Raw genomic sequence first — 25,990 nt, 5'->3', positions numbered from 1 at the left:
CCCGGCAATCTGCTTAATAGATGATCAGCTAGGAAGAAACCATCCAAAATCATGCGACACTCCGCCGCACGCACGCCATCAGAAACCCGAAATTCGACTCGAACTCAAATGAATTCGCGTTCGCCGAATAGGCCGGTGCCTACGCGCACAATCGTCGAGCCCTCCGCGATGGCGTATTCCATATCGCCGGTCATGCCCATCGACAGCTCCGCGCAATGCTCGGTGCCCGGCGCCTTGGAATCGAGAATCTGCTCGCGCGTGTGCCGCAGGCGTTCGAAGCCCTTGCGGATCGCGTATTCGTCGTCCACATGCGCACCGATGGTCATCAGACCTTCCAGCCGCAGGCCGCCCATGATGCCGATGCGCGTGGCGATATCGATGGCGTTCTTCGGGTTGCAGCCCGATTTGGATTCTTCGCCCGACTCATTCACCTCAAGCAGCACGCCGACCTCGATGCCCCGCGCGACTGCCCGGCGGGCGATGCGCTCGGCTATCGCCAGCGAATCCACGGATTCGATGGTGTCCACCACAGGAAGCACCTTGCCGATTTTGTTCGTCTGCAGCTGGCCGATGAGGTGGAAGGGGATGTGGGTTGAGTCGGCGTTGCCGCCCTCGCCATTGCTGCCTTCGCCTTCGACACCTTCGTCATCGTCGCGCCCCAGCGCGAACCCGCGCTCGGCGCACAGCCGACGCAAACCGTCAGCCTTCGCCGCAATCTCCTGCGGCCGATTCTCGCCAATTATGCGAATGCCAGCATCAATCGCCGCCATGATCTCCCCGACGTCGCGGGTCTTCGTCGCCGCAAGCAGCCGCACCGAGCCAGGCTCCCGGCCAGCCGACTCCTCGGCCGCTCTCACGCGGTCGAGCACCCGATGCACATTATCGGTGATTTCCTGTGCGCGCGGTGCCTCAATGGTCTCGTTCGCCAAATCCCTGTGCTCCATATACGACGTCATGATTGCCTCTCCATATCGTTTCGCCGTTCCCATCGTAGCCGCGCGCCGGCCGAAGAGCGCGAAATCGGCCGAAGGCGCTATATCGCATGATTATGGCGCGTTGCCATAGCTGGCAATGGAGTGCATTGAGGGTGCATTTGGAGCGTATTGGATTGCGTGGGCAAAGCGCGTTATCGTGAATCATGACAAGGGATGAGGCAGGATAGCGGTGGAGGCATTACGAATGAACGACACGGCGGATGAGATTCGGATTCATGCGCGGGTGACCGGCCTCGTGCAGGGCGTCGGGTACCGCTACTTCGCGTTCAACGCGGCGCGGCGGCTCAATCTCACCGGCTGGGTGCGCAATTGCGCCGACGGTTCGGTCGAAGTCGAGGCGCAGGGCGAGCGCACAGCCATCGCGCAGCTCCTCTCCCAGCTCAAGCTCGGCCCACGCTGGTCCCAAGTGAGCAGCGTGGAAACTCAGCCGATCTCGATTCGCCACGGTGCCGGGGCCAAGGAGTTCCGCGTGGAGCCGGGGTACTGAGGCCGCTTGCGCAGTTTTTTGGAATTCCCTTTGAAGAGGTTCAAACCCTGCGTTGCTTGATTTCAGGCGCTTTCAGACGTTTTCAGGCGGCGCTGCGAGGACTATCGCTGCTCCCCACTCACCACCCGTCGTTCATTAGGCCCATTATTGCGCAAACCCATCCGCGCAAGGACTTTTCCGATTGCGTCGCATTCCAAGAAACGGCGGAATTTCAAGGATTGCATGAAAGGCGAAATGAGTGGATACTTTCGAAAGGGCCTAATGAACGAAAAAAAGACCTAATGAATGGGTTTTCGCGGCTGCCAGAGCGGCTGGCCTCACTGTCATGCCATTTACGTCATGTCATTTGCGCCGGGGAGTCGGCCTTGAATGGCGTCGGGCAGTCGGGCGGCCACAATCGTCATTCATTAAGCCCTTTTTTCGTTCATTAGGCTTTTCGCCAAGTAGACACCACATCATGTACTTGCCACTTTGGCGGAATACCGCCATTCTCCAAAATTTAAGGCACAAGCGTTTCGCTGCACGCGACGGCGTATTCCCGAAAAAGAGCCTAATGAAATTCGCAAAGAGGTTGTAAGTACGAAGAAATGACCAAACTGATACCACATATCATCACATACGGCCTGCGTCCTAGGGTTTCCGCCACAATGGGCCGTGTCTGCTAACAATGAATCATGCGGGGCAGTCACACAGCATAGCCGAAATAAGCCGCTCTCTCTTAAGCATCACTGCAATCCATGAAATGAGTCATTGCGCTCGGTTCAATCACGCAGTCCGTGGGGTTCATACGCAGGGCGTTCCAACCGTTACGCCTGAACAACTGCAGCGCCTCGTCTGACGTCATGGGGACGGGGCCAAAATCGGAACCGGAATCAGGTTTGCCCGGTTCGTTTGGATTGCTTGGCCTGTTTGACCCGTTCGGCTCGCGCAGACCCAGCAGCCACGCGCAGTATCCAATGATCTGGCGCGGATTGGCTCCGGATTCCCGCAGCGCGCCCATGTCGAGATCGCGGTCGCGCTTGGCGAGTCTGCGGCCGGTATTGTCATCAATCAGCGGCAGATGGGCGTATCGCGGGTTTGGCGCGCTTGGATTTTGGTCTGATTGCTGCCTCGTGCCGGAATCCGTGCCAGGACTCACGACGCCACCAAATCCTTGCATGGAGTCGGCTCCGAATCCAGCGGCGAGCAACTGGCAGCGAATCCAGATTTGTAGTGCGGTGGAGCGCAGCAAGTCCCGCCCACGCACGATGTCGTCCACGCCCATGAGCAGATCGTCAACCACCACGGCCAGCTGGTAGGAGAACAGCCCATCCGAGCGCCGCACAACCGAATCGCCCACATCGCGGGCGAGGTCGAAGCGCTGTGCGCCGAAGATCTGGTCCTCGAATGCAACCGACGTCAGCGGGGACTGTGCAGGAGGCACTGCTATGCGAAGCGAATGCTGGGCACCTGCGGCCAGCCTGCCGCGCACTTCGTCGGGGTTTTCGAGCAGTAGCCGCCTGCACGTACCCTGGTAGACAGTGAACCCGTCGCCTTCCTGCGGTGCGGAAGCCGCGCGGATTTCCGCACGCGAGCAGAAGCACGGGTAGATCAGCGAGGAATCGTACACGGGGTTCGCGGCCGTTGCCGCTTCGGGCATCGGGCGGCTGGCAAGCGCCCGCAGCGCCGATTCGTAAATCTCGCCGCGCCGCGACTGGTATACGGGGTCGCCATCCCAATCGAGACCCAGCCACGCCAAGTCATCCATAATCCATCGGTCGGCGTCAGGCACGACGCGCGGCACGTCGATGTCCTCGATACGCAAGGCAATATGGCTGCCGGGGCGAGCGCGCGCCGAAAGCCACGCGGCCAGCATCGCGTAAACGTTGCCGATGTGCAGACGCCCCGAGGGAGTCGGCGCAAAACGCCCCTTTACTATGCACTCCGGCATGAGCCTCACCTCGTTTCCACGCACCCATTATTCACTATTCCAGCTGGTGGCGTGTTGGGCGGGTTGCGGTTTAGCTTCGCGGTGTTAGCGGGAGATTCGGTCGAACCTACAGACTGACGATGCCTATGGCATCGTCCTTCGCAGCCTTAGCGGCTGCTCAGTCGAACCTACAGACAACGCGCTGCGTTGTCTGCTTAACGGTCCTCGCAATACGTAGGCTCGATCTGGTTGCTCACTAGTCATAGCTCAGCCTTCGGCTTCGCTCTTCGCAGCCTTAGCGGCTGCTCAGTCGAGCCTAAAGACAGCCCACAGGGCTGTCTTTTTAACGGCTCGACACGCCGGTTTGCGGGGGGATGATTTGGGAGTAAAGTAGTCACTCGGTTCAAGGAACTTGCCAACGCCCCTGTAGCTCAGTTGGTTAGAGCAGCTGACTCTTAATCAGCGTGTCCGGGGTTCGAATCCCCGCGGGGGCACTTGCCGAATGCCGTGGTCGCGTATCAGCGGCTGCGGCATTTTTATTTCTGCTCGGCATCTGACTCATCATGGAATCGTCCATGAGAGCCTCAGGCGTCGTTTCTAAATAATTCGCAGTATTAACAAGATCAGGCACAGTCCATACGCTTTTGCCGTTTAATTTCACAGAAATTGTAGAACGCTTAATACCTAGGTAATCCGCTAACGCAGACTGATTCAGGCCTAAGGCAGCAAGTCGGATCTTCACATTGAAGGAGATGGTCTCCTCTACGCGGGTTGCGTCGAGACCAACGCCATTCACGGTTTGCAAAGCCATTTTCATCCTTCTTGTCATTTGTTCGAACTGATTCAACACACAGTCTATCTGTTAATTTGCGTTTAAGCAAAATCAACGCTATTCTGTTGAATGTGGATGAACAAAAGGGCGAAATGGCGGTCAATCCAATGAAACAATGGCTAAAAGACCAGAACATTAGCTACCGAGCTCTCGCCACTGTAATGGGCCTGTCCGCTTCATCCGTCTCTCTAAAAGTAAATAAGAAAGTTACTTGGAACAGCAGGGATATTGCGATTCTCCATAACCGATATGGGCTTTCTTCTGATTTCGTTTTTGGTTTTTCCGATAATCCATACGCTGCCGAGGTACTCGTGTAGCCAAGTTGCTTTTGCAGATAAATAAAAGAATGCCGGCCCGGTGTTTAGGACCACCGGGCCGGCGTGCAATAACAAGAACCCGGACGAATGAGCCTTCAGAAACTTCTTCCGTCCAGATCCCTAGTAAGGAGTCATTGCGATGACTGATTTTAACAGGCGCACCTTGGGTTTTTCCTTGGTGCCTGATGACAATGGTATGCGTGTCGTGCGGGGCGTGGCGGGCGCATGCGTCACTTTTCCTGATTTTTCCGCTCCGGGCGTGTCGTCGGCCGAGCGCCGGCGTGCGATGGCGGCGCATCCCGCGAACGGCGGGCATAAGCGTCCGACTGTCTCCCATGCTGCCGATGTGGTGGATGAGGTGGCGTACTGGCATGGCCGGGCGCGCCGCTACATGCAGAATATCGTGCTTGCCGCGGTCTCGGCCTTGTTCCTGGCGTTGCTGCTGATCGAATGCGTCTCGTCCGTCGGGCGGGGCGTCGCTCTCCTGGCCGCAGGCGCTGCCGTGTTCCTCGCTCTGGCGGGGTGCTCGGCGTGGCTGGCCGCGTCCGTCCTGGACTGGCGGGCGTCCCGTGATTTCCTCAACGCCGAGCGTCGGCGCTCGACTGCCGATTCGGAGGCATCCCGATGAAAAATGATTCTTCTCGTTTCGCGCTGCTGCGTGGTGTGCTGTTCTGGCTGGGCGTGCTGGCGATGTGCCTGGGCGTGTATGCGGGGCTTGGCTTCCTGCTCTATTTCCTCATTGGCCTGGCCGGTGTCTGGCATCCCTCGTACCTGGTGTGCGTCGCGGCCGGCGGATTCTTCGCCGTCGTCACCACTGTCGCCTTCCTGGCACACGAGCTGATCGTCGCGCCTGAGATGGCCGAGATCGATAAGGGGGCCGAGTGATGGAGTCGACGGTGACGCGCCTGCGCAAGCGCTTGAGCAGGACAGACGAGCAGGTATTGGCGTCCAGCGCCCGTGACGGGTCGATGGACTGCTATATAAGCACGGTGATCGGCGTGCCGCAGGTGATGGTCGGCGCGTTGCGCCGGCTGGTGACGGCGGGGAGGCGGTCGGAATGATGAGCATGCTTGCTGTGCGGGTCGTGCAGGGCTTCTTCGAGGTGCGCATCCGGGACGATTCGGCCTACGGGCTGCGCGGCCAGGTGGTGACGCTGGACGAGGCGCAGGCCAGGGCGTTGCGTGACTCCCTGACTGAGGCGCTGGGCATGGACGCGGATATCCGGGCCGAGCGTGAGCGCACGCTGCGCGGCGCCCCGACGCAGGGAGGCGGGCGATGAGCTGGTTCTACATTGTGCTGATTGGCCTGCTGGCCTGCCAACTCGGCCTCGGCGTGGTGGTGCGCGGTCTGCAAGGCGACCCCCAGGAGCATGACCGGATACTTTTCGCCGCCACGCTCCTGGCGCTCATGGCGGGCGTCATGATCGTCTATGTCCTCGAAGCGATGTTCGGGTGGTGGTCGCGATGAGGGTTGTGGATCCGATGAGCCGGGAGGCCGTCTCGCAGTGGGTGTGGCGCGCGTATGGCTTGGAGCCGAACGCGCGGCTCGTGCTGGCGTTTCTGGCGCATTTCGCGTCGCCCGGCCGTCTCGAGGCCAGGGCGAGCGTGGGCGACCTCGCCGACGTCCTCGCCCTGAGCGAGGACAAGGTGCGGGAAGCGCTCTCGGCTCTGATCAGGAAGAACTATCTGGAATGCCGCGGCCGGCCGATGTGGGGCTGGCCGGGATGCGGCGGGGACGACGACCTGCAGGAGGAGAACTGGCACCTGCTGCCAGGCAGGGACCCTGTATCCGGAAGGCATGCGAAGGAGGCAATGCTATGAGCTGGGGAATGATGGCGCGGGCGCTGGAGGTACGGCTGCCGTGGCCGGGCGGGAAGCTCACGCTGCTGGCATTGGCCGGCCGGGCCGACGACGAGGGCCATGTCACGCCCGCCGGCCCGCTGATAGGAGACATGGCCGCGAGCCTGGCCGAGGAGACAGGATTGCGCGAGCAGACCACGGAGCGGGATGCGCCGGACCTGTCGGTTATGGACTGCCTGCGGATCCTCGAATTCGAGCAGCTTTTGAAGCTCCCTGCGCGCACCAGCCGCGAGCGGCGCTGGTCGCTGACGTTCGACGCCTATTCCAGGCGCGTGGAGCGCGAGACGGATCAGGCGCGCAAGGCGTTGGAATCCGGCACGCTCGGGCGTCCTCCCGTGAGGGAGCGCTGCCCGCAGTCGTCTTCCGATGGCAGCTGGCGCGATCCGCGGACCGCTTTGAGCGAGCACGACCGGCTGGTGCTGGCGCGCGCGTTCGACTTCACGGACAGCATGGAGCGGGCCATGAAGGACGAGGTCTACGAGTTTCTCGATGACACGCTGCGCAAGGGCGTCCATGCCTTTCTGGCCGATCCGCCTGCCGATATCGAGGCGTTCGAGAGGCGCTTGGAGCCGCTCGCCATGCAGTGCGCGGATATGGCCGTGCAGGGCGTCCTCGAGGCGATTCAGGCGGGGAGGCTGTACTGATGCGAGTTCTGCAGCTCCATGACGTTCCTGGGTATGGGCAGTTCCCTCTGCCCGTTCCTCAGCTGGTCGGTCCAGCAGCTCGACTGGTTCGTCTCCCGGCAGTAGTCGGCGACCTGCTTGGATCTCAGCCTTCTGGTCTTGTCATTGTTCTCAGCGGTCTGGTGGGCGTTTCCGGTGTTGTGCCGGAAGCCGAGCAGTATGGTCTTGTCCGCCTCGTCCACGTCGCGTCTGAGCCGTTCGGGAAGCGCTGCCGCGTATCTGATCAGATGCCTTCCTGGGAAGCGCATGGCGCCCGCCGCGTCGTCGATGTGCTGGATGAAGCTGACGGGCGACCATCTCGGCCCGTTCCGGCCTGCCTCGATGCCGAGGATCTTCTTGAGCGTGGCGTAGTCCTCTCCGATCCAGGGCTTCATCCACAGCCCGGCGCGGCCCTGATGCACGTGGAATATGTGCGACCACGGCCGCTCGCCTCCGGTGTCCTTGAGGATCTGGGCCACGAGCATCTGCGCGTAATCGCCGTACTCGTCCTTGTGGTCCATCTGATGGACGTAGGTCGCCTGGAAGGCCGCCGGGCCGTCTGTGAAGTCCCATGCCAGGCGGGGCGCGTCGATGGCTTCCTCGCGCATGACCGTATCCACGATTCTGGTCAGCCCCGCGAGTTCCATCATCCCATTGTGCCCGCTCGCGGCGACGTGCGCGAATTATCCGAAGAGGGCGAGTCATGAGCGGGGCGTGCGAGGCGTGGGCGTGGACGGTGCGCGGGCTGAAGCCGTCGGAGAAGAACATTCTGGTGTTCCTGGCGAGGAAGGCGTATTACGACGATGGGCAGGCCGCGTGGCCGGCCCTGGCGAGCATCGCGGATGCGTGCTGCTGCAACGAGCGCACGGTGCGCCGCGCCTTGGACTGCCTGGTGGCGAAGGGCTATCTGGAGCCGGGCGATCAGGACTTCAGCGCGCACAACCCGCGCACGGGGCTGACGGTCAGGCCTGGGCACCGGTGCACGGTGTGGAACGTGGTCATGCGCGGCTGCCCCGTCGAGATCGAGCCCGAGGACATCGAGGAGCCCGACGAGACCGAGCCGGTGCAGGCAGCGGAGGAGTATCCCGGAGCCGAGGCGTGCGAGGAGCCCGACGCGGCGGGCGAGGAGCCGGATTCGTGGGTGGACATTTTCGACAGTGACAAAATGTCCACCCACCCCGAGCCGGATTCGAGAGTGGACATTCTGACCGGAAAAGTGTCGAAAATGTCCACCAATAGACAAATAACAAACAAATACCCCTCTGCCCCTACGGGGCATCCCCCCACCGGGGGATCCCCCGGATCGGGATTCGAGGCCGGAGCGGGCGGCTTGGAGCCGGACGCCGATGCCGGGCGGCTGTGCGACCGGTTCCGCCTGCTGCTGGCCGACGCCGGGCTGCCGGTGCCCAGCGGCCTGCAGCCGGGAGCCGATGGCGGGCCGCGCTCGAAGCGCGAGCTGCACGCTGCCCGCAGCCTGCTCGACGCGCACGGCCCGGACCTGAGCCTGGCCGTGGCCGAATGGGCGCTGCGCCGTCCCGGCGACCGGGAGCGGTCTGGGGCGTTCTCGTGGCGCTCGTGCGTCACCGGCCCGGCGAAGCTCTTGCAGAAGTGGGACAAGATCGGCGCGCAGATGGCCGACGACCCCCGGGGCCGCCGGCTCATCGCCCAGACGACGCCCGGCGTCCGGCCGGAGCATCCCGCCCCGGCCCGCCGCGAGGCGTCCGAGGCGGCCATCATGGGCGTGCTGGTCCGTCTCGATTTCGACGACGGGCACTACCCAGCCGCCAAGAAGCACGTCGTGGCCGGTCTGCGGGCCGGCCTGGCGGACGAGCGGATCGTCGCTGACTGGCAGGCGGAGCATCAGGGCGAGGGCGAGCCGCCGGCCGAGCAGCGGGCCGCCGCCACGATGGCCGGCGGATACCACTTCGCCGGCAATCTGCGAACGGCGGAAGGAGGCGCGCTATGACGAGTGTCCAGACCCAGGCCCCCGCGGGGATCTGCATGGGGCTGCCGCAGCCGGTGCAGGACCTGATGTGGGGCGCGGACTCGCTGCCGGACGCCAGGGCGCAGCGCGAGCTGACCGCCGCGGCCGTCAAACTGTGCGAGATGTGCCCGCTGCAGGCCGACTGCCTGGCGCTGGGCATCGCGACGCATGACCAGTTCGGCGTCATGGGCGGGCTTCCGGTCAGGGCGAGGCAGCAGCTGCAGCGCCTGGCCGAGGAGGCCGGCGTGCGGTTCGCGCCCGGCGACCCCGACCCGCGCGGCGCGCTGGCCCGCTGGCTGCGCGAGAACCCCGAGGTCGTGCGCCAGGCGCGCGACAGGGAGAACGAGCGCAGCCGGGCGCGGCACCGCAGCTCGGCCGAACGGCAGCGCCGCTGGCGCGCCGTGCACCTCGCCCCGGACAGCGGGACGGCCAGGCAGACGGGCTGAGCAATGAATTTGAAAACCAACTATTCGTCTATTGCGGGAAGGATGCGGCCATGGCTGGCAAGCGGAGGGTGAGGGTGACGTGCAACAGGCGCCTGGGCGTGCGCGCGCCGTTCGAGGTGCCCCGGATCGGCGTGTGCGGGGGGCTCGAGTTCTACGTCACGCTACCTCGCGTGTACGAGGTCGACGGGATCGCGGAGCCTGCGGGCTCGGCCGAGGCGAACGACGCGATACGGTTCTCGTTCCACGTGGGGCGGGGCCTGTCGGTCCGGTGCCCGTCGTGGCTCTCGCGCTTCGAGACGGACTCGTGGAGCGTGCTCGCGTCCGGCCCGGGCGGGCGGCTGGTCCCCTCGCCGGTCTCGCGGGATACGTTCGAGCGGATCCTCGCCGAGCATGCGCGCGATATCGGGGACGTCGAACGGCTGGAATCGGACGCGTTCGGGCTGATCCTGGCCGACGGCCCCGACGTCCCGCACGCGATCCAGCCAGCCCTGTACTGACGACGACATGAAAGGAAAAACGGAGACGAAGACGACGAATACAAGGAACAGCTGGCTCTGGATGCACGCGGCGGATGCCGCACGGCCTGCCGGGTGGGTCCTCATAGCCGTTGCAGAGCTCGAACTTCTGCCTGGCATGGCGGCAACCACGGCGACGGTCGCGGGAGACCACCATGGCGGGGACGCGCGCATCGCCGCGCTGTCGGTGGGATGGACGCTGATCGTCGTGCTTTTCCTCGACGCCCTGGGGCAGGCATGGCGCGGCGTCCGCCGCCTGCACCGCTCATACAGCTTCCACTGCACGCGACGGGACTACCCGGAGTCCATGATCCCGCTGGGCGTGAGCGCGGACGACCACTTCCGGGCCGAGTACGACCCGTACAGCGACGCGGTCATCGTCACGCCGCGATCCGCGCTGGAAGGCATGCCCATGGCGTGCCTGATTGACGGGCGGCTCGATCACATGCCCGGGCAGCCGGGCCATGCCTGCGAAGGCACCGTCGACAGCCATGCCGGATCCGCTCTGGTTCCAGGCCGGTGACGCCATTTTGATGGACCTGTACAAGATAAGGAGAAGTCATGACGTTCTATGACTGGCTGGCCTGCCCCCTGTTCGCCGCGATTTTCTATTCGGAGGCCTGGTTCACCATCCAGTCCGTGGTCATCGACAAGCGGAGCATGTCCGAGGCCGAGTTGGATGTGATGAAGGCCTTCTGTCTCTCGATGGGCTGCGTCATAACGCTCGACTACTCAGTGCGCCGCTTCTCCGCAGCGTTCGAGGCCAGGGATCCGTCGCTGTCCGGCGTGCCGCTCTGGCTGTGCGTGCAGGTGGCCGCCGCCGTCGTGGCCGTGTTCGTCGTGCCCGCGATCTGCCGCCAGGCGTGGCGGTGGGCCAGGTACGGGCGCAAACGCCCCATCGATGTGGACGAGAAAGGCAGGGTCGTGATGACCACCGGCCGCACCTGGCGGCCGGTCCCGTTCTGGGTGCGCCTGTGCCTAGGCGCGGCCTGCCTCCTGTCCGCAGCGGCCTTCATGCCCGTGCTGCACGCCGCGTCCGACCTGCTGCACGCATAGACGAATAGATGCATAGATATATAGAAACATAGTTAAGCAATAAAACAATTAGACAAGAAAACAATAAGACATTTAGTTGATTAGATGTGTTCCTGTCCGGATGGGCGGACGCCTGTGGTAGTGTGCGTCTGCCGGGTCAGGGGAGATTCGAAGGAGAAGATCATGAGGAGAATGACATGGCCGAGACCGAGGCGCTGCCAGTCGTCGACACGGACGGTCTGCAGAGCGTGGCCGACGGGCCGGACGACGGGATGGCGCAGAGCGGTCCTGCCAGGGCCGTGAGGCGCAGGCGCGCCGCGGTCATCGCGGCCGTCGGCGTCGTGCTCGCTCTGGCCGCCGCATACGCGGGCGGCTGCGCGTACGCCGCGCACAGGCTGGATGCGGAGAAGGCGTCCTATGCCGCCGAGCGGAGCGCTTACATCGGGAAGACGGGCGAGGCGAGGAACCTCGCCAAAAGCGCGAAGGGCAAGGTGCTCGACGTGAAGACCATCGACGCGCTGAACACGGCCGCCGGCCGGCGTCTGCCGGCTCCGGGACAGGCGCGCCCCTGGGCGCTGTGGGAGGAGATCCCCGTGCTGCACGGCTACGCCCAGGCCCGCGCGACCCTGGGCGACGATGCGAAGGCCATCGATCAGGCCATCGCCGAGGTCAGGGCCTCGCAGTCCTCGAAGCGCGTGAAGGACGCGAAGGACATGCTCTCGAATGCCGACGGGGCGGCGAAGAAGCTCCTGGCGGACTCGAACGGCAAGGTCGCGGACAACAGGACCCGCGACGCGCTCTCCGCCGCGATCAGCGGCGCGGACAAGACGCTCAAGACCCCCGGCACCGGCTTGAAGCCGGGCCTGGCCGAAGCGTATACGGCTGCATTGAAGCCCCTGGCGGACGCGAGCCGGCAGGTCAACGACTCCATGAAGACCAAGAGCGACGCCGACGCGAAGGCAGCAGCCGACGCCGCAGCAGCCCAGGCCCAAGCGGCCGCGCAATCCCAGGGCGCGGCGCAATCGACGCAGTCGTACGCCCAAACCCCCGCCTACGGCAATTACAGCGGCGCAGCCCAGTCCTACGCTGGCGGCGGCACAGGCTATCAGCAGCCGGCCGCGCCACGACAGCAGGCACAGCCCCAGGCACCCGCGCCGGCGAACAACGGCGGCGGGCAGCAAGGCGGCAGCAGCTTCAATTGGGATGCCTGGGTGGCCGAGCAGAACAAGAACGCGATCATCCTGTCGCCCACAGACCGATGCAAGGTGTTCGGCGACTGCAGCGGGCTGAACTAGTCCATCGATCAATAAGAATCCGCGTCTCCCTAATAATTGGGGGGGCGGATTTTTTATAAAAAAATAGTGACGCTTGTCCTCGGCTACGGCGTGTCGCCGGTGGTCTGATTGATGTCGGGAAGCCCATCCGGGCTTCTGTCATGACAGAAATCGGAGGAGAGCCTTATGGGGTTCAATCTGAAACACAGCGCACGCGAGACCGGGAGCGATCATCCCGGCCTGGCGCGCAAGAAGGCCTGGCGCGCCCTGGTTGCCGGCGTCGCGGCGCTGGCCACGCTGGCCGCGCCGGCGGTGGCGATGGCCGACGCGGGCGGCGGCACGGGATCGGATGGCGGCGGCGGCACGGGCGGCGGCACGGCGGGCACGGCCAACGACGTGATCAACACGTCGCTGGGCCAGGCGATCGGCCAGTGCCAGGCGAGCTACACGGGCGAGGGCGCGGCCGACTGCCGGCTGGTCGGCGTGGGCATCGTCGGCAACGACGACAGCCACACATTCACCGGTATCAGCAACTGGGCGGACAGCGGCCTGTGGCACCAGAAATGGGCTGACGAGGTAGCCGGAAAGACCTACAACTACCAGGGCATAAACTGGAACGCGGCAAGCCCGTGGACCGACAAGCGCGGCAACCATACCCTGAGCACTTTGGCCGATGAGGTCATCAACGCGAATCTGGGCGCTTCGCTGCGCGTGATCGTGCTGGCGAAGAACCAGCCCGCCCCACCCACATACAACCTGACCGTGAACACGCAGGCCTCGACCGCACCGAAGGCCGGGTCGAACGATCCGGTGCATGACACGGTCACGCTGGACCGTTCGGGCAGCTCGGTCGCAGAGAACGTGACGGTGAGCACGCATCTGAAGTACGCCGGGTCCGCGGCCGGCATCGTGCCGGGAGCGGAGGCGAACCGGGACAAGGCGATGCCCAACCAGGGCGCGACCGGCTCGGACGACTTCACCCCGAAGGACTTCGGCATGGCGAACGGCTGGGTGCCGGGCCATTACTGCTTCAGCGCGCAGGTCGCCAAGCAGGGCCACATGGGCGCCGCCGTGAACACCCCGGCGTGCGCCGCGGGCGAGGACTTCACGGTCACGGACGTGCCCCCGGCCCCGCCGGCCAAGAGCATCGACAAGGGCGTGAGCGCCAGCCAGATGGTCAACCGCACCGTGATCACGTCCAAGACGGGCCTGTTCGGCTACGCCATGGCATTCAGCGACCAGATCACCCCCAACGGCGTCAAGTACACGGTCGGCAACTACAAGCTGATCGACAAGGACGACGGCAACAAGGACGTGAGCGCGGACTTCGCGATCACATGGGACAAGGCCAAGAACACGGTCAGCGCGACGCGCAACCAGCCGTACAAGTCCTTCCTGCCCTCGGACCACTCGTACGAGTTCTCGTTCGATGTGACGGTCTCGAAGCCTGACGTGAACAAGGTCAAGGACATCGCCAAGGTGACCTGGAACGAGCATCCCGCCGCATCCACGGACGAGCACGAGTTCCCCACCTGGACGCCGGCCCCCGACAAGTCCTGGGTCAAGCTGGGCGCTGACGGCAAGTGGCAGACGGTCGTCGACCCGGGGCGCACCAACGCGACCGGCGCTGACAACAACGTGTTCTTGGATGAAGACCGGGTCGCCTCCGTGGTCAACGGGACCGTGGACGCGAACCTGATCCAGGCCCCCACGAAGCTCGCGCTGGCGGATGACTGGACGGCCTCGGACTACCTCGTGGACCCCGAACCGGCATCCTCGATCCGCGTGTACGAGGCGAACGGGCAGTCCGACGCCAACGGCCACTACGTGAGCGCGTCGGTCAACGACATCGCCACCAAGGGCAAGGACGTCACCAGCCAGTTCAAGATCGCACTGAATGGCTCGAAGGCCAGCGCGACCGCGAAGCCGGCCTACCTGGCCAAGCTCAAGGGGCTGAAGACGCCACTGCAGGTCACCCTGCTCGTGCCGATGACGGTGAACTTCGCCAACGGCAAGGGCGCGGCCCAGGTGCGCGCCGACCACGGCAAGCAGCCCGGCGACGAGCTTGAGTTCTGCGACGCGAACAGCACCCGGTTCACGAACTCCGGCTCGGAGAGCGTGAACGACGTGACCACGCCGACCAACGTCCCGGCGATCTGCGGCTACGTGCCACCGGTCAAGAAGGACGTGATCGGCGAAGCCAGCCAGGGCGGCAATCAGGCCAGCGTGGACGGCAAGGTCGTCTTCCCCGGCCAGCGGGTCGAATACCAGCTGCTCACCACCCCCAAGCTCCCCGACACCCTCGCCTACGGCGTGAGGAACCTGGTTCTCACGGACACCTACGACCAGTACCTGCAGCCCGACAAGCAGACCCTGGAACTCATGGATCTGAACACGGGCAAGGTCATCCCCAAGAGCGCGTACGCGACCAAGTGGGACGACGCGAAGCACCTGGCGCAGGCCACGATCAGCGACCAGGCGCTCCTCGCAGGCTGGAAGGCGGGCGGCAACCCGCGCATCCAGCTGCGCTTCGAGGGCACCGTCTCCAAGAGCGCTCCCACGGACCACAAGGTCGACAACCAGTGGATGCTCACCCTGAACAATTCGCTGACCCCGTCCAACGTGGTGTTCAACGTGCCCCCGGCCTTCACCCCCGTGAAGACGGACACGCAGGGCTCCAGGCAGGGCGACCCGACCATCTCCATCGACGGGCGGACGCTCATGCTGGGCGACACCGGCACCTACACCGTCACCCTGGACGCCAAGCAGCAGAACCAGGCGTACGACGTGTGGAAGCTGGGCATCGTGGACGACTTCGACGAGCAGTACGTGTCGATCGACCAGTCCAAGATCGCGGTGCTGGGCGCGGACGGCAAGGACTACACGTCCAGGTTCAACATCAAGGTGATCGACGGCGTCGTCTACGCGTTCGCGAGGACCGTGGACACGAAGGTGCCTGCGACCGGAGCCACGGTGAAAGGCGACCCGCAGCCGGCGGACCTCGCGGCCTACGCGAAAAGCGACAAGCACGACGCGCTGAAGAGCCCCGCGATCGACCAGTCCCTGCTCGGCCAGTCGTACCAGCTGGTCATGCCCTACACGGTCATCAAGGTGTCCAAGGGCTACGTCGTGAAGAACACGGCCACCCAGGTCGTCAACGACATGCGCAAGCAGACCAATCAGGTCTCCAACCCGCTGGCCCCGATCAACCCGGTCAAGGACGTGACCATCAAGGTCGGCGGGGCATCCATCAACGGGCAGTCCGTGTGGCTGAACAGCACGTTCCTCTACCAGCTCGACAGCTCGACGATCCCCGCCAGCCGCGCCTACCCGGCAGTGGACCGATGGGACATCGCCGACCAGTTGAATACGAAGGTCGACCAGTACACGGGCCAGTGGGCCGTGTACGCGCAGGCCGACCTGTACAAGGACGGCAAGATCGTCGCGGACAAGGGCAGCAAGATCGCCGGCAGCGGATTCGACTCCTCCGAGTTCGGCTCCGACCTGTTCACCGCCCAGCAGGACCCAGCCGGCGTGGTCACCGTCAGCGCCACCAGCGCCTACAAGGCGCTCGTGAGCGCTGACAACGCGCACGAGGCGGGATGGCGCGCGTACATCCAGTGCACGCGCATCGCCGTCACCGAGAAGCAGGCCAACCAGTTCGTTGAGCACTACAACGACAAGGTCCTGCCGAGCAATATCGTGTGGACCCGCACTCCGCAGCTGACCCCCTCCATCCACATCGTCAAGTGGGATGAGAAGAGCGGCCTGTTCAAGGGCGACCGCAACGACCCCAAGGACGCGCTGAGCGTGACCGGCGACACGACCATCGTGTTCACGATCACCAACACCAGCAATGATCCCGAGAGCCACGGAGCCGTCTTCCAGGCCAAGGACCTCAAGCTCGAGGACCATACGATCGCCGGCGACGGCACCGTGACGGATCTCAAGTACCCCGCCAACTGGGACACGCTGGTGTTGAAGCCCGGCGACCATGTGGACGTGACCGGCACCCTTCGGGGCGTCGCCACGGTGCACACCGACCGCGCCAAGGTCACCGGCACCCCGCTGTTCGAGTGCCCGGCCAGCGACCAGAACCCGTTCGGCAACGGCAAGGCCGGCGAGCCGGTCCCGCCCAGGAACGCGGTCCACGTCGATGGCAGGACCCTGTGCTCGGACACGCCGGTGACGTCGAACCAAGACGATTGGAACGGCAAGGTCCCGACGAAGCTCGAGCAGCTCGCCCAGACCGGCGCGCCGATAGCGGGCGTCGTGCTCGTGGTCGTCGCGCTGGCTGGCGGCGCCGCCGTGATGCTCGTGACGCGCAGGCGCCACGCGGCCCACGCCGCGGCGTCGATGGCGGCCGGCTCCGAGGATTCGGCCGAGTAGGCGCATGCCGCCCGTGGCCTTCGCGCCATGGGCGGCCCCTGCCCTTCCCGCGCATGTCCCGGCTTGGGGATGGCGTCCCGCTGAGAAGCGGGCCGCCGGCCGGGGAACTCTTCGCCGCATCGCGAACCCGTGCGGCGAGTCCTGAATAAATGAAGGTGCCGCCCGCTCTCCCGCAATCCCCACGGGAGAAGGGGCGACGCCCCTCGTCCGGGGCCGGCCTTACACGGCTCCGGACATTCAACTTCCTGTTTTCCTAACTTCTTAACTTCTTGTTTTCTTATCTTCTTATCTTCTTAACTTCTTGGGAGGGAGGCGCTCGATGGCTTGCGGATCACAGATGATCGGGCATCGGGATGCCGTGCTGGACGGGCGGCACGGACCAGCCGCCCGTCCCGCCTCCCTGACTGGGGGCCGGGGCCGGCGCGGGGGCTGGCGCCGGAGCCGGGGCCTGGCGTCGCGGAGCGGAGTATCCGCCTGGCGCGTATCCTCCGCCGCCCTGCTGGGCGGGAGCGGGCGCCGGGGCCTGCTGCTCGTTCGCGGCAGGGGCGGGCGCGCTGTTCTGGGCGGCCGCGGCCTTGGCCGCATCGTCCTTCTGCCTGGCGGCCATGCTGTCGCCGACGCTCTTCATCGCGGCCTGCAGCGCGCTCTGGGAGTCCCGGTACGTTCTGGGGCCCGTCGCAGTTCCGGCGAGGGTCTTTCCCGCCGCGTCGATCGCGTGCTGCAGGGCCGTCCGCGCGGCCTCGTCCTTGACCTTGCCGGAGGAGTCCTTGAGCTGGGCCTTGCCCTGGCCGATCGTCTGGCGCAGCGAGGCCTTCGCGTCGGCCAGGATCCTCGCGTCGCGGCTGGCCTGCACGGCCTTGCCGGCCGCCTCGATCCGGCCGCTGCGCTCCTGGGCGGCCTTCGCGGCCGCGTCCAGCGCATCGATGCCGGCGCGCAGCCCGCCTCGCCCTCCTGCGGCGCAGTCGGCGGCGGCCGGCTTCGGAGCGTTCCTGAGCAGGGCGGCCAGGGCCGTGACCTTCCCGGGGTCCTGGACCGCGCTGGCGGGCAGCCTGGACAATGCCGCGGCGTCGCCATGCATCGCCTCGCCGAGCCGGTCGAACGCCTGGCCCTGGGCATGCCGCGCGTCCTGGCAGGAGGCCTGCAGGCCGCGTATCTGGCTGGCCTGCACGCCGCTCACGGCAACGGCTCCCACGCCTCCCGCCGCGAGGACGGCAAGCACGATCGCGGCCGCGCGCAGCGCGCGCCTGTGCGACGGCCCGGCCGTCGCATCCTCGGTGCCGCCGGCTTCGGCCACGGCCTCAAGATCGAGCGGCGCCGTGCTCTCGGCCTCGCCGGCCGGCTCGACGGGGATCCGCTCGGCGGGCTCGTCCTCCCGGTCTTCCTCGCGCTCGTCCTGCCGGGGGCCTTCGTCCTCGTCCTCGGACTCGACGTCGGGCCGGGGCCGCGCGTCCAGGCGCGCGCGCAGCGCGTCGAGCCGCTCCTTCCTCTCGCCCTGCGGGCCGTACTGGCCCCATTCGTCCATCCAATCGCCCATGCGACGCTCCGTTCCCGTGAATCGTCCCCCGCATGCGGCCGTGCCCGTGGCATCGGCTCTCCCGCCGGGGTTCGAGCAGATTCTAACCCGCATGGCGCGGCGCTCCGGATGCTGCCCGTCACGCTTCCGTTTTCGTTTTTTGCCGTTCTCCAAGGAAGGGAGATGCTGTCATGACCGATCGTCGTTCCACTGCGGCCGTGCTGGGCGCGTGGAGGCCGCTGGGCGCTCCGGCGCGCATGCCCCGCGCCGTGTTCTGGCCCGTGTTCGCCCCGCTGTGCCTGGTCGGCGCGCTGCTAGGCGGCTGGCTGCTGGGGGAGCCGCACGCCTGGGCCGTCGCCGCATTGTGCGCGTGGACGCTCCTGTTCCTCGTCGCGCTGTGCCCGGCCGTGGTGCGCCGCGGCCGGGACGCCGGGATCGGCAGGCCCGTCATGTGCCTGGTGCTCGCCCCGGTCCTGTTCGCCGCGGCGTGCGCCGTGTTCGTGCCCGCCATTGCGCTGGACGGGGACGGGAACGCGACCGCCGCGGCCGTCTACTTCATCCTGGTGACCTACCCGCTGTGCATGCTGCCCACGGTCGTCTTCGCCCTGCTGCCATCGAAGCGCAGGTAAGAGTGATGGGATCGATGATGGATCTGTTCGCCGCGCTCGGCTCGATGCTCTCCGGCGCCTGCATGCTGCTCGTCTCATGGCCGCTGCCCGCACGCCTCGGCCTGCTCGCGGCCCTCCTGTTCGCCTCCGCGTTCGCCCGGCAGATGTCCCGGTCCAGCCGCTACGAGGCCATGCGCCTGGCGTGCGCGCTGCTCGCGGCCGCCTGCTGGCTGCTCACGGGCGTGCTCGTCCTGGTCTTCATGGCCGAGGGATGGCAGGCGCTGTACGCGCTCGTGCCGCACGCCCTTCCCAGCCTGCCGCTGCCCGTCCCGGGGCTGGCCGCGTGAACGGCTCCAAAAGCTCGTCGCATGCGCTGATCGGCGTACTGGTAGCCGTGGCGGCGGGCGTGCTCGCCCCGCTGATGCTCCTGTTCGCCCTGCTGGGCGGCATGATGCTCTCCGGATGCGGCCAGTCCGACGCGTCGGGCGGCGACGCCGTGGCCGCAGGGCAGGGCACGGCGAACGCGTCGAACGCCTCGTACCGGGCGCCGGAGCATTCCGACGACCCGGTGGCCGAGCAGGTCGCCACGTTCATGGAGGCCACGGCGAACGACGACTCGCACGGCTACTCGCAGAACCGGCGCGGCGGCAACCCCGACTACGACTGCTCGAGCCTGGTGTACTTCGCGGTCAGACACGCGGGCGTGGCCGGGCTTCCGGCCGCCCCGTTCAACACGATGAGCGAGGGACAGGCGCTCACGGCCGTCGGATTCGCGCACCTGACGTGGAGCGGCGACTTCCACGACGCCAGGCAGTCCCTGAAGCGCGGCGACATCGTCGTGAACCCGACGGAGCACACCGAGGTGTACGTGGGCGGCGGCCTGTTCGCCGGGGCCCGGCACGCCACGCCCTCGGGCACCGAGGACGGCATGCCCGGAGACCAGGGCAAGGGCGCGGACCAGGAGATCGGCATCGGCCCCTACCTGGACGCGGGGCTCACCCAGGTGTATCGGCACGACCCCAACGCGAAGTCCACGCCGGGCGCGGACGGCGGCACGGCATCCGCCGCGCAGGATACGGCGCAGTGCGACGCGGACGGCGCGAGCGTGCTGAACGCGGCGGCCGTGACCAACGGATCCGTGGGCCAGGCCAAGGACGCCGCCCGCCAGCTCGTCAGGCAGCAGTGGCCGGACGACGCGGACAGGCAGTACTCGTGCCTCGAGCAGCTCTGGGACCACGAGTCCGGGTGGCGCGCGGACGCCGAGAACCCCGGGTCGGGCGCGTACGGCATCCCCCAGGCGCTGCCCGCCGACAAGATGAGCTCCGCCGGGAGCGACTGGAAGACGAACGCGACCACGCAGATCAAATGGGGCCTGGGCTACATCAAGGGCCGGCCCGACTACGGGACGCCGTGCGCCGCCTGGAGCCTGTGGCAGTCGCGCAGCCCGCACTGGTACTAGAGAGAGAAGGCTAGGAAATGACCATCAAACCGCATATCGACTACTCATGGGTCCCGCCCCAGCTCAAGAGCCTGGTGGGAACGCTGCTGGGCACGCTGGTCCTGCTGCTCGTGCTCGGCCTGGTCGTCGCCTGCGTGTGGTGGGCAGCGGCCAAGATCAGCGGCAACTTCTTCATCGCGCAGGGCCGGGGCGGCATCGCCATCCTCTCCTGCCTGCTGGCCGCCACGCTCGTCACGGCGCTGCCGATGGCGGTGACCTGGGGCACGGGCCTCGACGCGATCCCGCAGGGCGTGAGCGTCACGGCCGCGCCCGACGGGCAGATCGGAGCCGGGTACGGGCCCGGATCCCCGCTGGCCGCGCAGGTCGGCGCCGCGGCGGCGCAGAGCCTGGGCGAGGCCCATGCGCAGAGCGACGCGGCGGGCAAGGCGTGGGGCGAGGCGAAGAGCAAGGCGTCTCACGGGGACATCCCCGGCGCGGCCGGCTCGGCCGTCCAGGCCGGCAAGGCCGCAGCCGACAGCGTGATCGACGACCTGAAGGCCGGGGTGCAGATCGTGCGCAAGCAGGGCGTGGCGAAGACCTTGCTGCAGGGCTACCAGGCCATCAGGGACAAGGCCGGCCAGACGATCGGCTGGCTGGCCGGCAAGGTCGGGCTATGAGCGCGGCCATCCGGGCCGCCGCGAGCCGGGGACGCTCGCCGCCGCCGCGGCATCCAGCCCATCATCCAGCCAACCAATGAACGAACAACAAGAAGAAAGAAGCCATTGACATGACTCGACCGCATATCACCACGGACCTGGCCCAGGCGATCCTCGCCGACGACCCGTCCACCATCACCCCCACGTTCGACGCGCCCTGGAACGCGACGCTGCGCAGCCTGATCCAGATGTTCCAGGGCTCGGCCCTGTACGTCCTCGTCGGGCTGCTCATCGCCGCCGCGGTGGGCTGGGTAGGCAGCAAGATCGTCCAATCGGGCACCGGGCAGAAGATCTCGGTGATCGTCATGCTCGTGTGCGGCGTCAGCGCGATCATCGTGTCGGCCGCGGGCGGCCTGATCTGGTGGTTCGCCGGCATCAAGATGTTCTGAAAGGACAGGCCTGACCCATGGTGTTCAATACGATGATCGGAGCGTTCCTCGACTGGGTGCTGCAGGGGGCCGTCGACGCCTGGAAGCAGACCTGCGCCATGGCCCTGCAGGCCGGCGTGATCACCTCCGGCCAGTGGACGGTCGCCGGAAACATCATCGGCAAGGTCGCCGGCGTCGTCCTGTTCGTCGTGATCCTCTCGGCCGGGTACGCCATCGCCCGCGCGGCGACGGCCGGCCGGATGGGCGACATCTGGCGGATCAGCGGCCAGGCGCTCCTGTCCTGGCCGCTGACGATGGCCGCCCTGTGGGTCATGGTCCAGGCCATCAACATCAGCACCGCGCTGACCGGCCTCATCCTGGGCGTCGACCTGACCAGCCCCAAGCTGCAGGCGCCCTCGCTGCCCGGCCTCTCGGCCGCCGCGATCAAGGGCCAGTTCGCCGGCCCGCTGCTCGTCGTGATGCTCGTCATCATGCTGTTCGCGGCCGCGAGCCTGCTGCTGTGCATGGGGGCGCGCCAGTTCCTTCTGGTCGTCGCGGTGTGCCTGCTGCCCGCCGGCATCATGGACACCGGCTTCGCGCGCCGCGCCATGGGCGCGGCCCGCAAATACATCGTGTGGGTCATCGGCATCATCCTCTACCAGCCGCTGGTCGGCCTGTTCATCACGATCACGGGCGAGCTGATGAAGGCCGCCGGCTCCGACAACCCCATGGCCTTCCTCGAGGCGATCGTCGGCATGGTGCTCTCCAGCGTCTTCCCCTGGGTGCTGGTCGCCAAGTTCGCGGGCCATCTGCCAGCCGGCCAGGGCCTGAACACGGCCGCGACGGCCGGCAAGCAGACCGTCGGCAAGGCAAAGGAGGAGGCCGGCAAGGCCGCCGCCGCAGCCGTGCAGATCGCCGGGGCCGTGGCCACGGGCGGCGCGTCCGCCGCAGGCATGGGCGCCGGCGCGGCGGGAGCCGGAGCCAAGGCGTCAGGCTCCGCAGCGTCCGAGGCGTCGAAGGCCGCGAACCCATCCAAGGACGCCGGCGGCCCCACGGGCGGAACGCCCGGAACATCCACGGACGGCACCCGGAACGGCGGCAGCTCCCACGCCCCCACGCCGGCAGGCTTCCCGTCCTCGCCCGGCGCGACGGCCGCATCCGGCTCCGGCCGTGCGCCGGGCTCGGGCATGGGCGGCATCGCCAAGGCGGGACTGGCCGCGGCGGCCGCCTCCATGCACACGTCGCCGGCCGTGGCCGGCATGGCGGCCGCGATGAACACGGCCGCCGCACAGCTGGCCCCCGCCCCGGGCGCGGCCCCATCCCCGGCCGCTCCGGGAGCGGCGGACGAGGCGGGCCCCGCGGGCGCGCCACCCATGACGGCTCCGGGATCCCCCGGGGCGGCGGGATCGCCGTCCTCGCCGGCCCCGTCCCCGCAGCCCGCCTCGGGCCCCGGACGCGAGGGGCAGGAGAGCGGCGGCACGCCGCATGTCACGGTGCATGTCGAATCGGGCGGCGCGCGCGGCGCGAACGCGCACGTCGACCAGTAGCGGCAGCACGCACACCCACGCCCACGCGTGAGAAAGGAGAGGGATCTTGGCAACGGAGACCTCATCGGACAACCTCTATTCCACATCGTTCGCCAGGGTGCCGCGCCAGAAGGCGCTGGCGTTCTGGTCCACGCACCAGGTCGCGATAGCGTTCGCGCTGATCGCCCTGTTCAGCCTCAACCTGCTCGCCGGGCGTTCGCCGCTCAGCCCGTTTACGCTGGCCCTGTGCCTGGTCATGGCGGCGGACCTGCTCGTGATCCGCGGGCTGAGCATATGGCAGATCATCGGCACCAGGCTGGGCTTCGCGCTGCTGAGCGCGACGGGCCGGGCGAGGTCCACGGTCAGCCCTCTGACCGTGGGCGCGACGGTCGGCCTGCTGGACATCCCCGGCAACGACGGGAGCGTGGACCTGTACCGGATCGTGAACACCGCGTACGAGGGCGCGTGCTACGTGTGGGACGCGGCCAAGGGCGAGGCGACCGCGTGCGTCCGGGTGCGAGGCCTGGACGCGCAGCTCGCCTCGTTCTCCCGCCTCTCGTCCCTCTCCGCCCAGTTCAGCGCGGCCGTGGCCACGCTCAGGGACAAGGGCGACGTGACCCGGGTCGTGATCCAGTCGCGCGCCCTGCATGCGCCGGTCCGGCCCAGCGGGGACGGCCCGGCCGATTCCGGCTCGCTGGCCGACAGGGACATCCGCTACGTCGAGGAGAGCGTGCTGTCCATGCCCTTCGAGCACGACCACGTGGTCACGATCACCGTGGACCCCTCGAAGGCGCAGGGCGAGAGCGCGGCGCGCAGCACGCCGGCCGACGTGAGCCGGCTCCTGTCCGCCAGGGTCGAGGAGCTCATGGGCAGCCTGTCCGGCACGGGCGTGGACGAGGCGGCCGCATGGAAGTGGCTGAACATGCAGCAATTGCGCGGGCTGATGAAGACGCTGATCGACCCCACGGCCACGGCCCTGCTCGACGCGAAGGGCCGGCTGCCCGACGACATCCCGCTGGCCCTGTTCTGGCACGCGCACGCGACCTGGATGGAGGTCGGCCCCCTGTTCGCCCGCACCCGGTGGATCGACCGGTGGCCCGACGGGAAGAACCCGGTGTTCCCCAGCTGGCTGTCCAACGTCACCTCGGCCACGATGACGCCCATGGTCCTCACGCAGGTGTTCCGCGCGCGCGACGAGCACACGGCGAAGAAGCAGGTCACCGGCCAGCTGCACGAGACTGAGACGATGAGCGGCATCAACCGGAGGCTGGGCCGTTCGGACGACAAGCGGACCGTGGCCGAGGCGGCCCGCCTGGACGAGCATCTGGCCGACATCGCCAACGACGGCGGCGACATCGAGTTCCAGGGGTTCGTGACCATATTCGCCGACAGCCGCGAGCGGCTCGACGCCGCCTGCTCGCGATTCGACGGCAGGACCTCCAAATGGATCCACATGGACGCGATGCGCGACCAGCAGCTCGCCCGGTTCAACGGCGTGTGGCCGCTGGGCCTGGAAGGCAGGGAGTCATGAGGGAGCGCGAGGAGCAGGGCGCGTCGGGCGTGCTGGGCTTCGCGCCGGTCCTGCCGCAGCTGACACTGCGCCAGCTCGCGAAGGTCGACGCGGACGGCGTGCCGGCCAGCCAGGGCATGGCCGCCGCCACGCCCCGCTTCCAGCGCCGGCGGGCCGAGCGCGAGGCGAGAAGGCGGCTGCGCGACTGGTACCGGAGCCTGGCTGGGAAGAGCGAGAAGGCGGCCGAGCCGGACGCGGCCGGGGACGCGCTGCCCCGCACGCATGGCGCGGGCCGGCGGCTGGGACTGGCGCACTACGCGCCGGCCATCCCCTGGCACAGCGCGTCGGTGCAGCAGGCGGGCGTGCTCGACCCGTTCGTCGTGTCCGGATACACGCCGTTCGACGGGCCGGTGATCGGCGAGAGCTCGCTGAGCGGCGCCGTATGGCGCTACGACGCGTGGCAGCCCTACCAGACGCACGCGGCCACCTCGGTCAACGGCTGGGTCATCGGCCTGATGGGCTCGGGCAAGAGCATGTTTTTGAAGATGTTCGCCACCAGGGAGACCGCAGCCCCGTGGAACAGGCGCGTGATCATCGAGGGCGACCCGAAGGGCGAGTGGGCGCGCGTCGCCCGCTCGGTCGGCGGCCAGGTCGTCTCCGTGGGCGCCGGCTCCTATCTCAACGTCCTGGACCCGGGCCGACGGCCCGTCGCCCGCTCGGAGCGGGACTGGCGCGGCGACGTGCTCGGCATCCAGACGCAGGCGATCCGCAGCATCGCCGCCGCGATGCGCCAGGACGGCATCGCCGGCATCGACGAGCAGGAGAGCGGGATCGTGGACGCGGCCCTGAACCACTACCTGGACCAGGGCCGGACGCCGACCATCGCCGGCCTGGTGGACCTGCTCGTATCCCAGTGGCCCGAGCAGACGCCCGTGAAGGGCGTGGGCCAGACCGACCGGCGCTCGGCGGCCGACCGGCTCATCCTCCTGCTCAACCCGCTGGTCGAGGGCGCGATGGCCGGCGCGTTCGAACGCGAGTCGACCGTGGACGTCGACCCGGCCAGCCCCATGCTCGTGTTCGACACCGGCAGCGCCTCGGACGGCAACGAGCAGAAGAAGACCCTGTACATGGCGGCCATGAGCGCCACCGTGGAGCGGCTGTGCGCGCAGCGCGACGGCCTGTTCCGCATCGTGATCGCCGAGGAGGGCCACGAGCTGCTGTCCAACCCGGAGCTGGTGCGCGCCTGGGACCGCAGGATCAGGCTGTCGGGCGAGCTCGGGGTGAGCAACTGGTTCCTGATGCACGAGCTGGGCGACCTGAGCAGCTTCGGCGAGGAGGGCAGCGAGCACCGCAACACGATGATGGGGATACTGACCAAGTCGGAGGCGCAGGTCGTCTACGCGCAGTCCTCCTCGTCATTGGAGCAGATGACCAGGCTGCTGCCCGACCTGACATTGCGCGAGATCAACACGATCCGGGCGCTGCCCGACTTCTGCGCGCTATGGCGCGTGGGGCCCAGGGTGCGCGACGTGGTCAGGCCCTACGTGGGCCCGGAGGCCTACGACGTGTTCCAGACCGACAAGAACAGGCAAGGATAGGGAGAGGGA

The 25,990-nt window shown here is 67.0% G+C and carries 28 protein-coding genes, 1 tRNA gene and 1 pseudogene; 25 read left to right on the top strand and 5 right to left on the bottom strand.

The window, feature by feature from the left end; all coding sequences use genetic code 11:
* Positions 1–104: 104 nt before the first annotated feature.
* On the bottom strand, positions 105–956 hold the full coding sequence (locus DDF78_RS04355; RefSeq protein WP_152580537.1) for a YggS family pyridoxal phosphate-dependent enzyme: 852 nt from the start codon (positions 954–956) through the stop codon (positions 105–107).
* Between the two features lie 223 nt (positions 957–1,179).
* Here DDF78_RS04355 and DDF78_RS04350 point away from each other — a divergent pair, with 223 nt between their 5' ends.
* The gene (locus DDF78_RS04350) at positions 1,180–1,482 is read left to right on the top strand and encodes an acylphosphatase (RefSeq protein ID WP_152580536.1); all 303 of its coding nucleotides are present in this window, start codon (positions 1,180–1,182) and stop codon (positions 1,480–1,482) included.
* Between the two features lie 718 nt (positions 1,483–2,200).
* On the opposite strand, the gene DDF78_RS04345 is transcribed toward DDF78_RS04350, so the two are convergent.
* Positions 2,201–3,412, bottom strand: a complete 1,212-nt coding sequence (locus DDF78_RS04345) for a glutamyl-Q tRNA(Asp) synthetase (RefSeq protein WP_152580535.1) — start codon at positions 3,410–3,412, stop codon at positions 2,201–2,203.
* 399 nt (positions 3,413–3,811) lie between these two features.
* On the opposite strand from DDF78_RS04345, the gene DDF78_RS04340 reads away from it, so the two are divergent.
* Positions 3,812–3,885 (top strand) — tRNA-Lys (locus DDF78_RS04340).
* A gap of 62 nt (positions 3,886–3,947) precedes the next feature.
* Here the strand turns inward: DDF78_RS04340 and DDF78_RS12275 are convergent.
* Positions 3,948–4,202 (bottom strand): annotated as a pseudogene (locus DDF78_RS12275) (helix-turn-helix transcriptional regulator); the annotation flags it as partial.
* A 92-nt stretch (positions 4,203–4,294) separates the two neighbouring features.
* Between DDF78_RS12275 and DDF78_RS04330 the strand changes: the two are divergent.
* The 8 genes from DDF78_RS04330 to DDF78_RS04300 all read left to right on the top strand — a co-directional run bounded on the left by DDF78_RS04330 (position 4,295) and on the right by DDF78_RS04300 (position 7,043).
* Positions 4,295–4,540, top strand: a complete 246-nt coding sequence (locus DDF78_RS04330) for a helix-turn-helix domain-containing protein (RefSeq protein ID WP_152580534.1) — start codon at positions 4,295–4,297, stop codon at positions 4,538–4,540.
* Positions 4,541–4,679: 139 nt separating this feature from the next.
* Positions 4,680–5,168 (top strand): hypothetical protein, encoded by a 489-nt coding sequence (locus DDF78_RS04325; protein ID WP_152580533.1) that lies wholly within the window; start codon positions 4,680–4,682, stop codon positions 5,166–5,168.
* Positions 5,165–5,425, top strand: coding sequence for a hypothetical protein (locus DDF78_RS04320; RefSeq protein ID WP_024464169.1), 261 nt, complete (start codon positions 5,165–5,167; stop codon positions 5,423–5,425). The genes DDF78_RS04325 and DDF78_RS04320 overlap by 4 nt, the downstream gene beginning before the upstream one ends.
* Complete coding sequence (locus tag DDF78_RS11705; protein WP_154677509.1) at positions 5,425–5,601, top strand: hypothetical protein; 177 nt, start codon at positions 5,425–5,427, stop codon at positions 5,599–5,601. The genes DDF78_RS04320 and DDF78_RS11705 overlap by 1 nt, the downstream gene beginning before the upstream one ends.
* Entirely contained in the window at positions 5,598–5,819 is a 222-nt protein-coding gene (locus tag DDF78_RS04315; protein WP_152580532.1) for a hypothetical protein, read from the top strand. Before DDF78_RS11705 ends, DDF78_RS04315 begins: the two co-directional genes overlap by 4 nt.
* The gene (locus DDF78_RS04310; protein ID WP_024464172.1) at positions 5,816–6,007 is read left to right on the top strand and encodes a hypothetical protein; all 192 of its coding nucleotides are present in this window, start codon (positions 5,816–5,818) and stop codon (positions 6,005–6,007) included. Before DDF78_RS04315 ends, DDF78_RS04310 begins: the two co-directional genes overlap by 4 nt.
* Positions 6,008–6,021: 14 nt before the next feature.
* Positions 6,022–6,360 (top strand): helix-turn-helix domain-containing protein, encoded by a 339-nt coding sequence (locus DDF78_RS04305; RefSeq protein ID WP_034533003.1) that lies wholly within the window; start codon positions 6,022–6,024, stop codon positions 6,358–6,360.
* A complete protein-coding gene (locus tag DDF78_RS04300) occupies positions 6,357–7,043 on the top strand; it encodes a hypothetical protein (protein ID WP_024464174.1) in 687 nt (228 codons plus the stop codon). The genes DDF78_RS04305 and DDF78_RS04300 overlap by 4 nt, the downstream gene beginning before the upstream one ends.
* Here DDF78_RS04300 and DDF78_RS04295 read toward each other — a convergent pair.
* A complete protein-coding gene (locus DDF78_RS04295) occupies positions 7,022–7,708 on the bottom strand; it encodes a DUF6037 family protein (RefSeq protein WP_152580531.1) in 687 nt (228 codons plus the stop codon). The genes DDF78_RS04300 and DDF78_RS04295 overlap by 22 nt on opposite strands.
* A 56-nt stretch (positions 7,709–7,764) precedes the next feature.
* Here DDF78_RS04295 and DDF78_RS04290 point away from each other — a divergent pair, with 56 nt between their 5' ends.
* From DDF78_RS04290 to DDF78_RS04260, 7 genes are all read left to right on the top strand, one after another.
* Complete coding sequence (locus DDF78_RS04290; RefSeq protein WP_024464176.1) at positions 7,765–9,027, top strand: helix-turn-helix domain-containing protein; 1,263 nt, start codon at positions 7,765–7,767, stop codon at positions 9,025–9,027.
* Positions 9,024–9,491, top strand: coding sequence for a WhiB family transcriptional regulator (locus DDF78_RS04285; RefSeq protein WP_024464177.1), 468 nt, complete (start codon positions 9,024–9,026; stop codon positions 9,489–9,491). The genes DDF78_RS04290 and DDF78_RS04285 overlap by 4 nt, the downstream gene beginning before the upstream one ends.
* A 50-nt stretch (positions 9,492–9,541) precedes the next feature.
* Positions 9,542–9,988 (top strand): hypothetical protein, encoded by a 447-nt coding sequence (locus DDF78_RS04280; protein WP_152580530.1) that lies wholly within the window; start codon positions 9,542–9,544, stop codon positions 9,986–9,988.
* 7 nt (positions 9,989–9,995) lie between these two features.
* A complete protein-coding gene (locus DDF78_RS04275) occupies positions 9,996–10,529 on the top strand; it encodes a hypothetical protein (protein WP_152580529.1) in 534 nt (177 codons plus the stop codon).
* 38 nt (positions 10,530–10,567) lie between these two features.
* Entirely contained in the window at positions 10,568–11,062 is a 495-nt protein-coding gene (locus DDF78_RS04270; RefSeq protein ID WP_152580528.1) for a hypothetical protein, read from the top strand.
* A 176-nt stretch (positions 11,063–11,238) separates the two neighbouring features.
* Positions 11,239–12,336 (top strand): hypothetical protein, encoded by a 1,098-nt coding sequence (locus DDF78_RS04265; protein ID WP_024464670.1) that lies wholly within the window; start codon positions 11,239–11,241, stop codon positions 12,334–12,336.
* Positions 12,337–12,501: 165 nt separating this feature from the next.
* On the top strand, positions 12,502–16,704 hold the full coding sequence (locus DDF78_RS04260; protein ID WP_152580527.1) for an LPXTG cell wall anchor domain-containing protein: 4,203 nt from the start codon (positions 12,502–12,504) through the stop codon (positions 16,702–16,704).
* 331 nt (positions 16,705–17,035) lie between these two features.
* On the opposite strand, the gene DDF78_RS04255 is transcribed toward DDF78_RS04260, so the two are convergent.
* Complete coding sequence (locus DDF78_RS04255; protein ID WP_152580526.1) at positions 17,036–18,238, bottom strand: hypothetical protein; 1,203 nt, start codon at positions 18,236–18,238, stop codon at positions 17,036–17,038.
* 170 nt (positions 18,239–18,408) lie between these two features.
* Here DDF78_RS04255 and DDF78_RS04250 point away from each other — a divergent pair, with 170 nt between their 5' ends.
* The 8 genes from DDF78_RS04250 to DDF78_RS04215 all read left to right on the top strand — a co-directional run bounded on the left by DDF78_RS04250 (position 18,409) and on the right by DDF78_RS04215 (position 25,981).
* The gene (locus tag DDF78_RS04250) at positions 18,409–18,846 is read left to right on the top strand and encodes a hypothetical protein (RefSeq protein ID WP_024463950.1); all 438 of its coding nucleotides are present in this window, start codon (positions 18,409–18,411) and stop codon (positions 18,844–18,846) included.
* A 5-nt stretch (positions 18,847–18,851) separates the two neighbouring features.
* A complete protein-coding gene (locus tag DDF78_RS04245; protein WP_024463949.1) occupies positions 18,852–19,172 on the top strand; it encodes a hypothetical protein in 321 nt (106 codons plus the stop codon).
* Positions 19,169–20,284, top strand: coding sequence for an aggregation-promoting factor C-terminal-like domain-containing protein (locus DDF78_RS04240; protein WP_024463948.1), 1,116 nt, complete (start codon positions 19,169–19,171; stop codon positions 20,282–20,284). The genes DDF78_RS04245 and DDF78_RS04240 overlap by 4 nt, the downstream gene beginning before the upstream one ends.
* Before the next feature lie 17 nt (positions 20,285–20,301).
* Positions 20,302–20,940 carry a hypothetical protein gene (locus tag DDF78_RS04235; RefSeq protein WP_024463947.1) on the top strand — a complete coding sequence of 213 codons (639 nt, stop codon included), beginning with the start codon at positions 20,302–20,304 and terminating at the stop codon, positions 20,938–20,940.
* 110 nt (positions 20,941–21,050) lie between these two features.
* Positions 21,051–21,368 (top strand): hypothetical protein, encoded by a 318-nt coding sequence (locus tag DDF78_RS04230; protein ID WP_024463946.1) that lies wholly within the window; start codon positions 21,051–21,053, stop codon positions 21,366–21,368.
* Positions 21,369–21,385: 17 nt separating this feature from the next.
* Positions 21,386–22,894, top strand: a complete 1,509-nt coding sequence (locus DDF78_RS04225) for a hypothetical protein (protein ID WP_152580525.1) — start codon at positions 21,386–21,388, stop codon at positions 22,892–22,894.
* 46 nt (positions 22,895–22,940) lie between these two features.
* Complete coding sequence (locus DDF78_RS04220; RefSeq protein WP_152580524.1) at positions 22,941–24,404, top strand: SCO6880 family protein; 1,464 nt, start codon at positions 22,941–22,943, stop codon at positions 24,402–24,404.
* Positions 24,401–25,981, top strand: a complete 1,581-nt coding sequence (locus DDF78_RS04215) for a putative type IV secretion/conjugal transfer ATPase (RefSeq protein ID WP_024463943.1) — start codon at positions 24,401–24,403, stop codon at positions 25,979–25,981. The genes DDF78_RS04220 and DDF78_RS04215 overlap by 4 nt, the downstream gene beginning before the upstream one ends.
* The last annotated feature ends 9 nt before the right edge of the window (positions 25,982–25,990 follow it).

Origin of the sequence: Bifidobacterium tibiigranuli (assembly GCF_009371885.1) — a bacterium.
GTDB lineage: Bacteria > Actinomycetota > Actinomycetes > Actinomycetales > Bifidobacteriaceae > Bifidobacterium > Bifidobacterium tibiigranuli.
Note: the sequence above shows the minus strand (reverse complement) of the source record. Positions and strands in the feature narration are given on the sequence as shown.

Bases quoted from the DNA above. Each gene is read 5' to 3' on its own strand.
- DDF78_RS04325 (WP_152580533.1), top strand. From the start codon at position 4,680: ATGACTGATTTTAACAGGCGCACCTTGGGTTTTTCCTTGGTGCCTGAT.
- DDF78_RS04315 (WP_152580532.1), top strand. From the start codon at position 5,598: ATGATGAGCATGCTTGCTGTGCGGGTCGTGCAGGGCTTCTTCGAGGTG.
- DDF78_RS11705 (WP_154677509.1), top strand. From the start codon at position 5,425: ATGGAGTCGACGGTGACGCGCCTGCGCAAGCGCTTGAGCAGGACAGAC.
- DDF78_RS04255 (WP_152580526.1), bottom strand. From the start codon at position 18,238: ATGGGCGATTGGATGGACGAATGGGGCCAGTACGGCCCGCAGGGCGAG.
- DDF78_RS04235 (WP_024463947.1), top strand. From the start codon at position 20,302: ATGACCATCAAACCGCATATCGACTACTCATGGGTCCCGCCCCAGCTC.
- DDF78_RS04215 (WP_024463943.1), top strand. From the start codon at position 24,401: ATGAGGGAGCGCGAGGAGCAGGGCGCGTCGGGCGTGCTGGGCTTCGCG.
- DDF78_RS04350 (WP_152580536.1), top strand. From the start codon at position 1,180: ATGAACGACACGGCGGATGAGATTCGGATTCATGCGCGGGTGACCGGC.
- DDF78_RS04280 (WP_152580530.1), top strand. From the start codon at position 9,542: ATGGCTGGCAAGCGGAGGGTGAGGGTGACGTGCAACAGGCGCCTGGGC.
- DDF78_RS04300 (WP_024464174.1), top strand. From the start codon at position 6,357: ATGAGCTGGGGAATGATGGCGCGGGCGCTGGAGGTACGGCTGCCGTGG.
- DDF78_RS04345 (WP_152580535.1), bottom strand. From the start codon at position 3,412: ATGCCGGAGTGCATAGTAAAGGGGCGTTTTGCGCCGACTCCCTCGGGG.
- DDF78_RS04245 (WP_024463949.1), top strand. From the start codon at position 18,852: ATGGGATCGATGATGGATCTGTTCGCCGCGCTCGGCTCGATGCTCTCC.
- DDF78_RS04260 (WP_152580527.1), top strand. From the start codon at position 12,502: ATGGGGTTCAATCTGAAACACAGCGCACGCGAGACCGGGAGCGATCAT.
- DDF78_RS04285 (WP_024464177.1), top strand. From the start codon at position 9,024: ATGACGAGTGTCCAGACCCAGGCCCCCGCGGGGATCTGCATGGGGCTG.
- DDF78_RS04275 (WP_152580529.1), top strand. From the start codon at position 9,996: ATGAAAGGAAAAACGGAGACGAAGACGACGAATACAAGGAACAGCTGG.
- DDF78_RS04305 (WP_034533003.1), top strand. From the start codon at position 6,022: ATGAGCCGGGAGGCCGTCTCGCAGTGGGTGTGGCGCGCGTATGGCTTG.
- DDF78_RS04320 (WP_024464169.1), top strand. From the start codon at position 5,165: ATGAAAAATGATTCTTCTCGTTTCGCGCTGCTGCGTGGTGTGCTGTTC.
- DDF78_RS04270 (WP_152580528.1), top strand. From the start codon at position 10,568: ATGACGTTCTATGACTGGCTGGCCTGCCCCCTGTTCGCCGCGATTTTC.
- DDF78_RS04265 (WP_024464670.1), top strand. From the start codon at position 11,239: ATGGCCGAGACCGAGGCGCTGCCAGTCGTCGACACGGACGGTCTGCAG.
- DDF78_RS04355 (WP_152580537.1), bottom strand. From the start codon at position 956: ATGACGTCGTATATGGAGCACAGGGATTTGGCGAACGAGACCATTGAG.
- DDF78_RS04290 (WP_024464176.1), top strand. From the start codon at position 7,765: ATGAGCGGGGCGTGCGAGGCGTGGGCGTGGACGGTGCGCGGGCTGAAG.
- DDF78_RS04225 (WP_152580525.1), top strand. From the start codon at position 21,386: ATGGTGTTCAATACGATGATCGGAGCGTTCCTCGACTGGGTGCTGCAG.
- DDF78_RS04295 (WP_152580531.1), bottom strand. From the start codon at position 7,708: ATGGAACTCGCGGGGCTGACCAGAATCGTGGATACGGTCATGCGCGAG.
- DDF78_RS04310 (WP_024464172.1), top strand. From the start codon at position 5,816: ATGAGCTGGTTCTACATTGTGCTGATTGGCCTGCTGGCCTGCCAACTC.
- DDF78_RS04250 (WP_024463950.1), top strand. From the start codon at position 18,409: ATGACCGATCGTCGTTCCACTGCGGCCGTGCTGGGCGCGTGGAGGCCG.
- DDF78_RS04230 (WP_024463946.1), top strand. From the start codon at position 21,051: ATGACTCGACCGCATATCACCACGGACCTGGCCCAGGCGATCCTCGCC.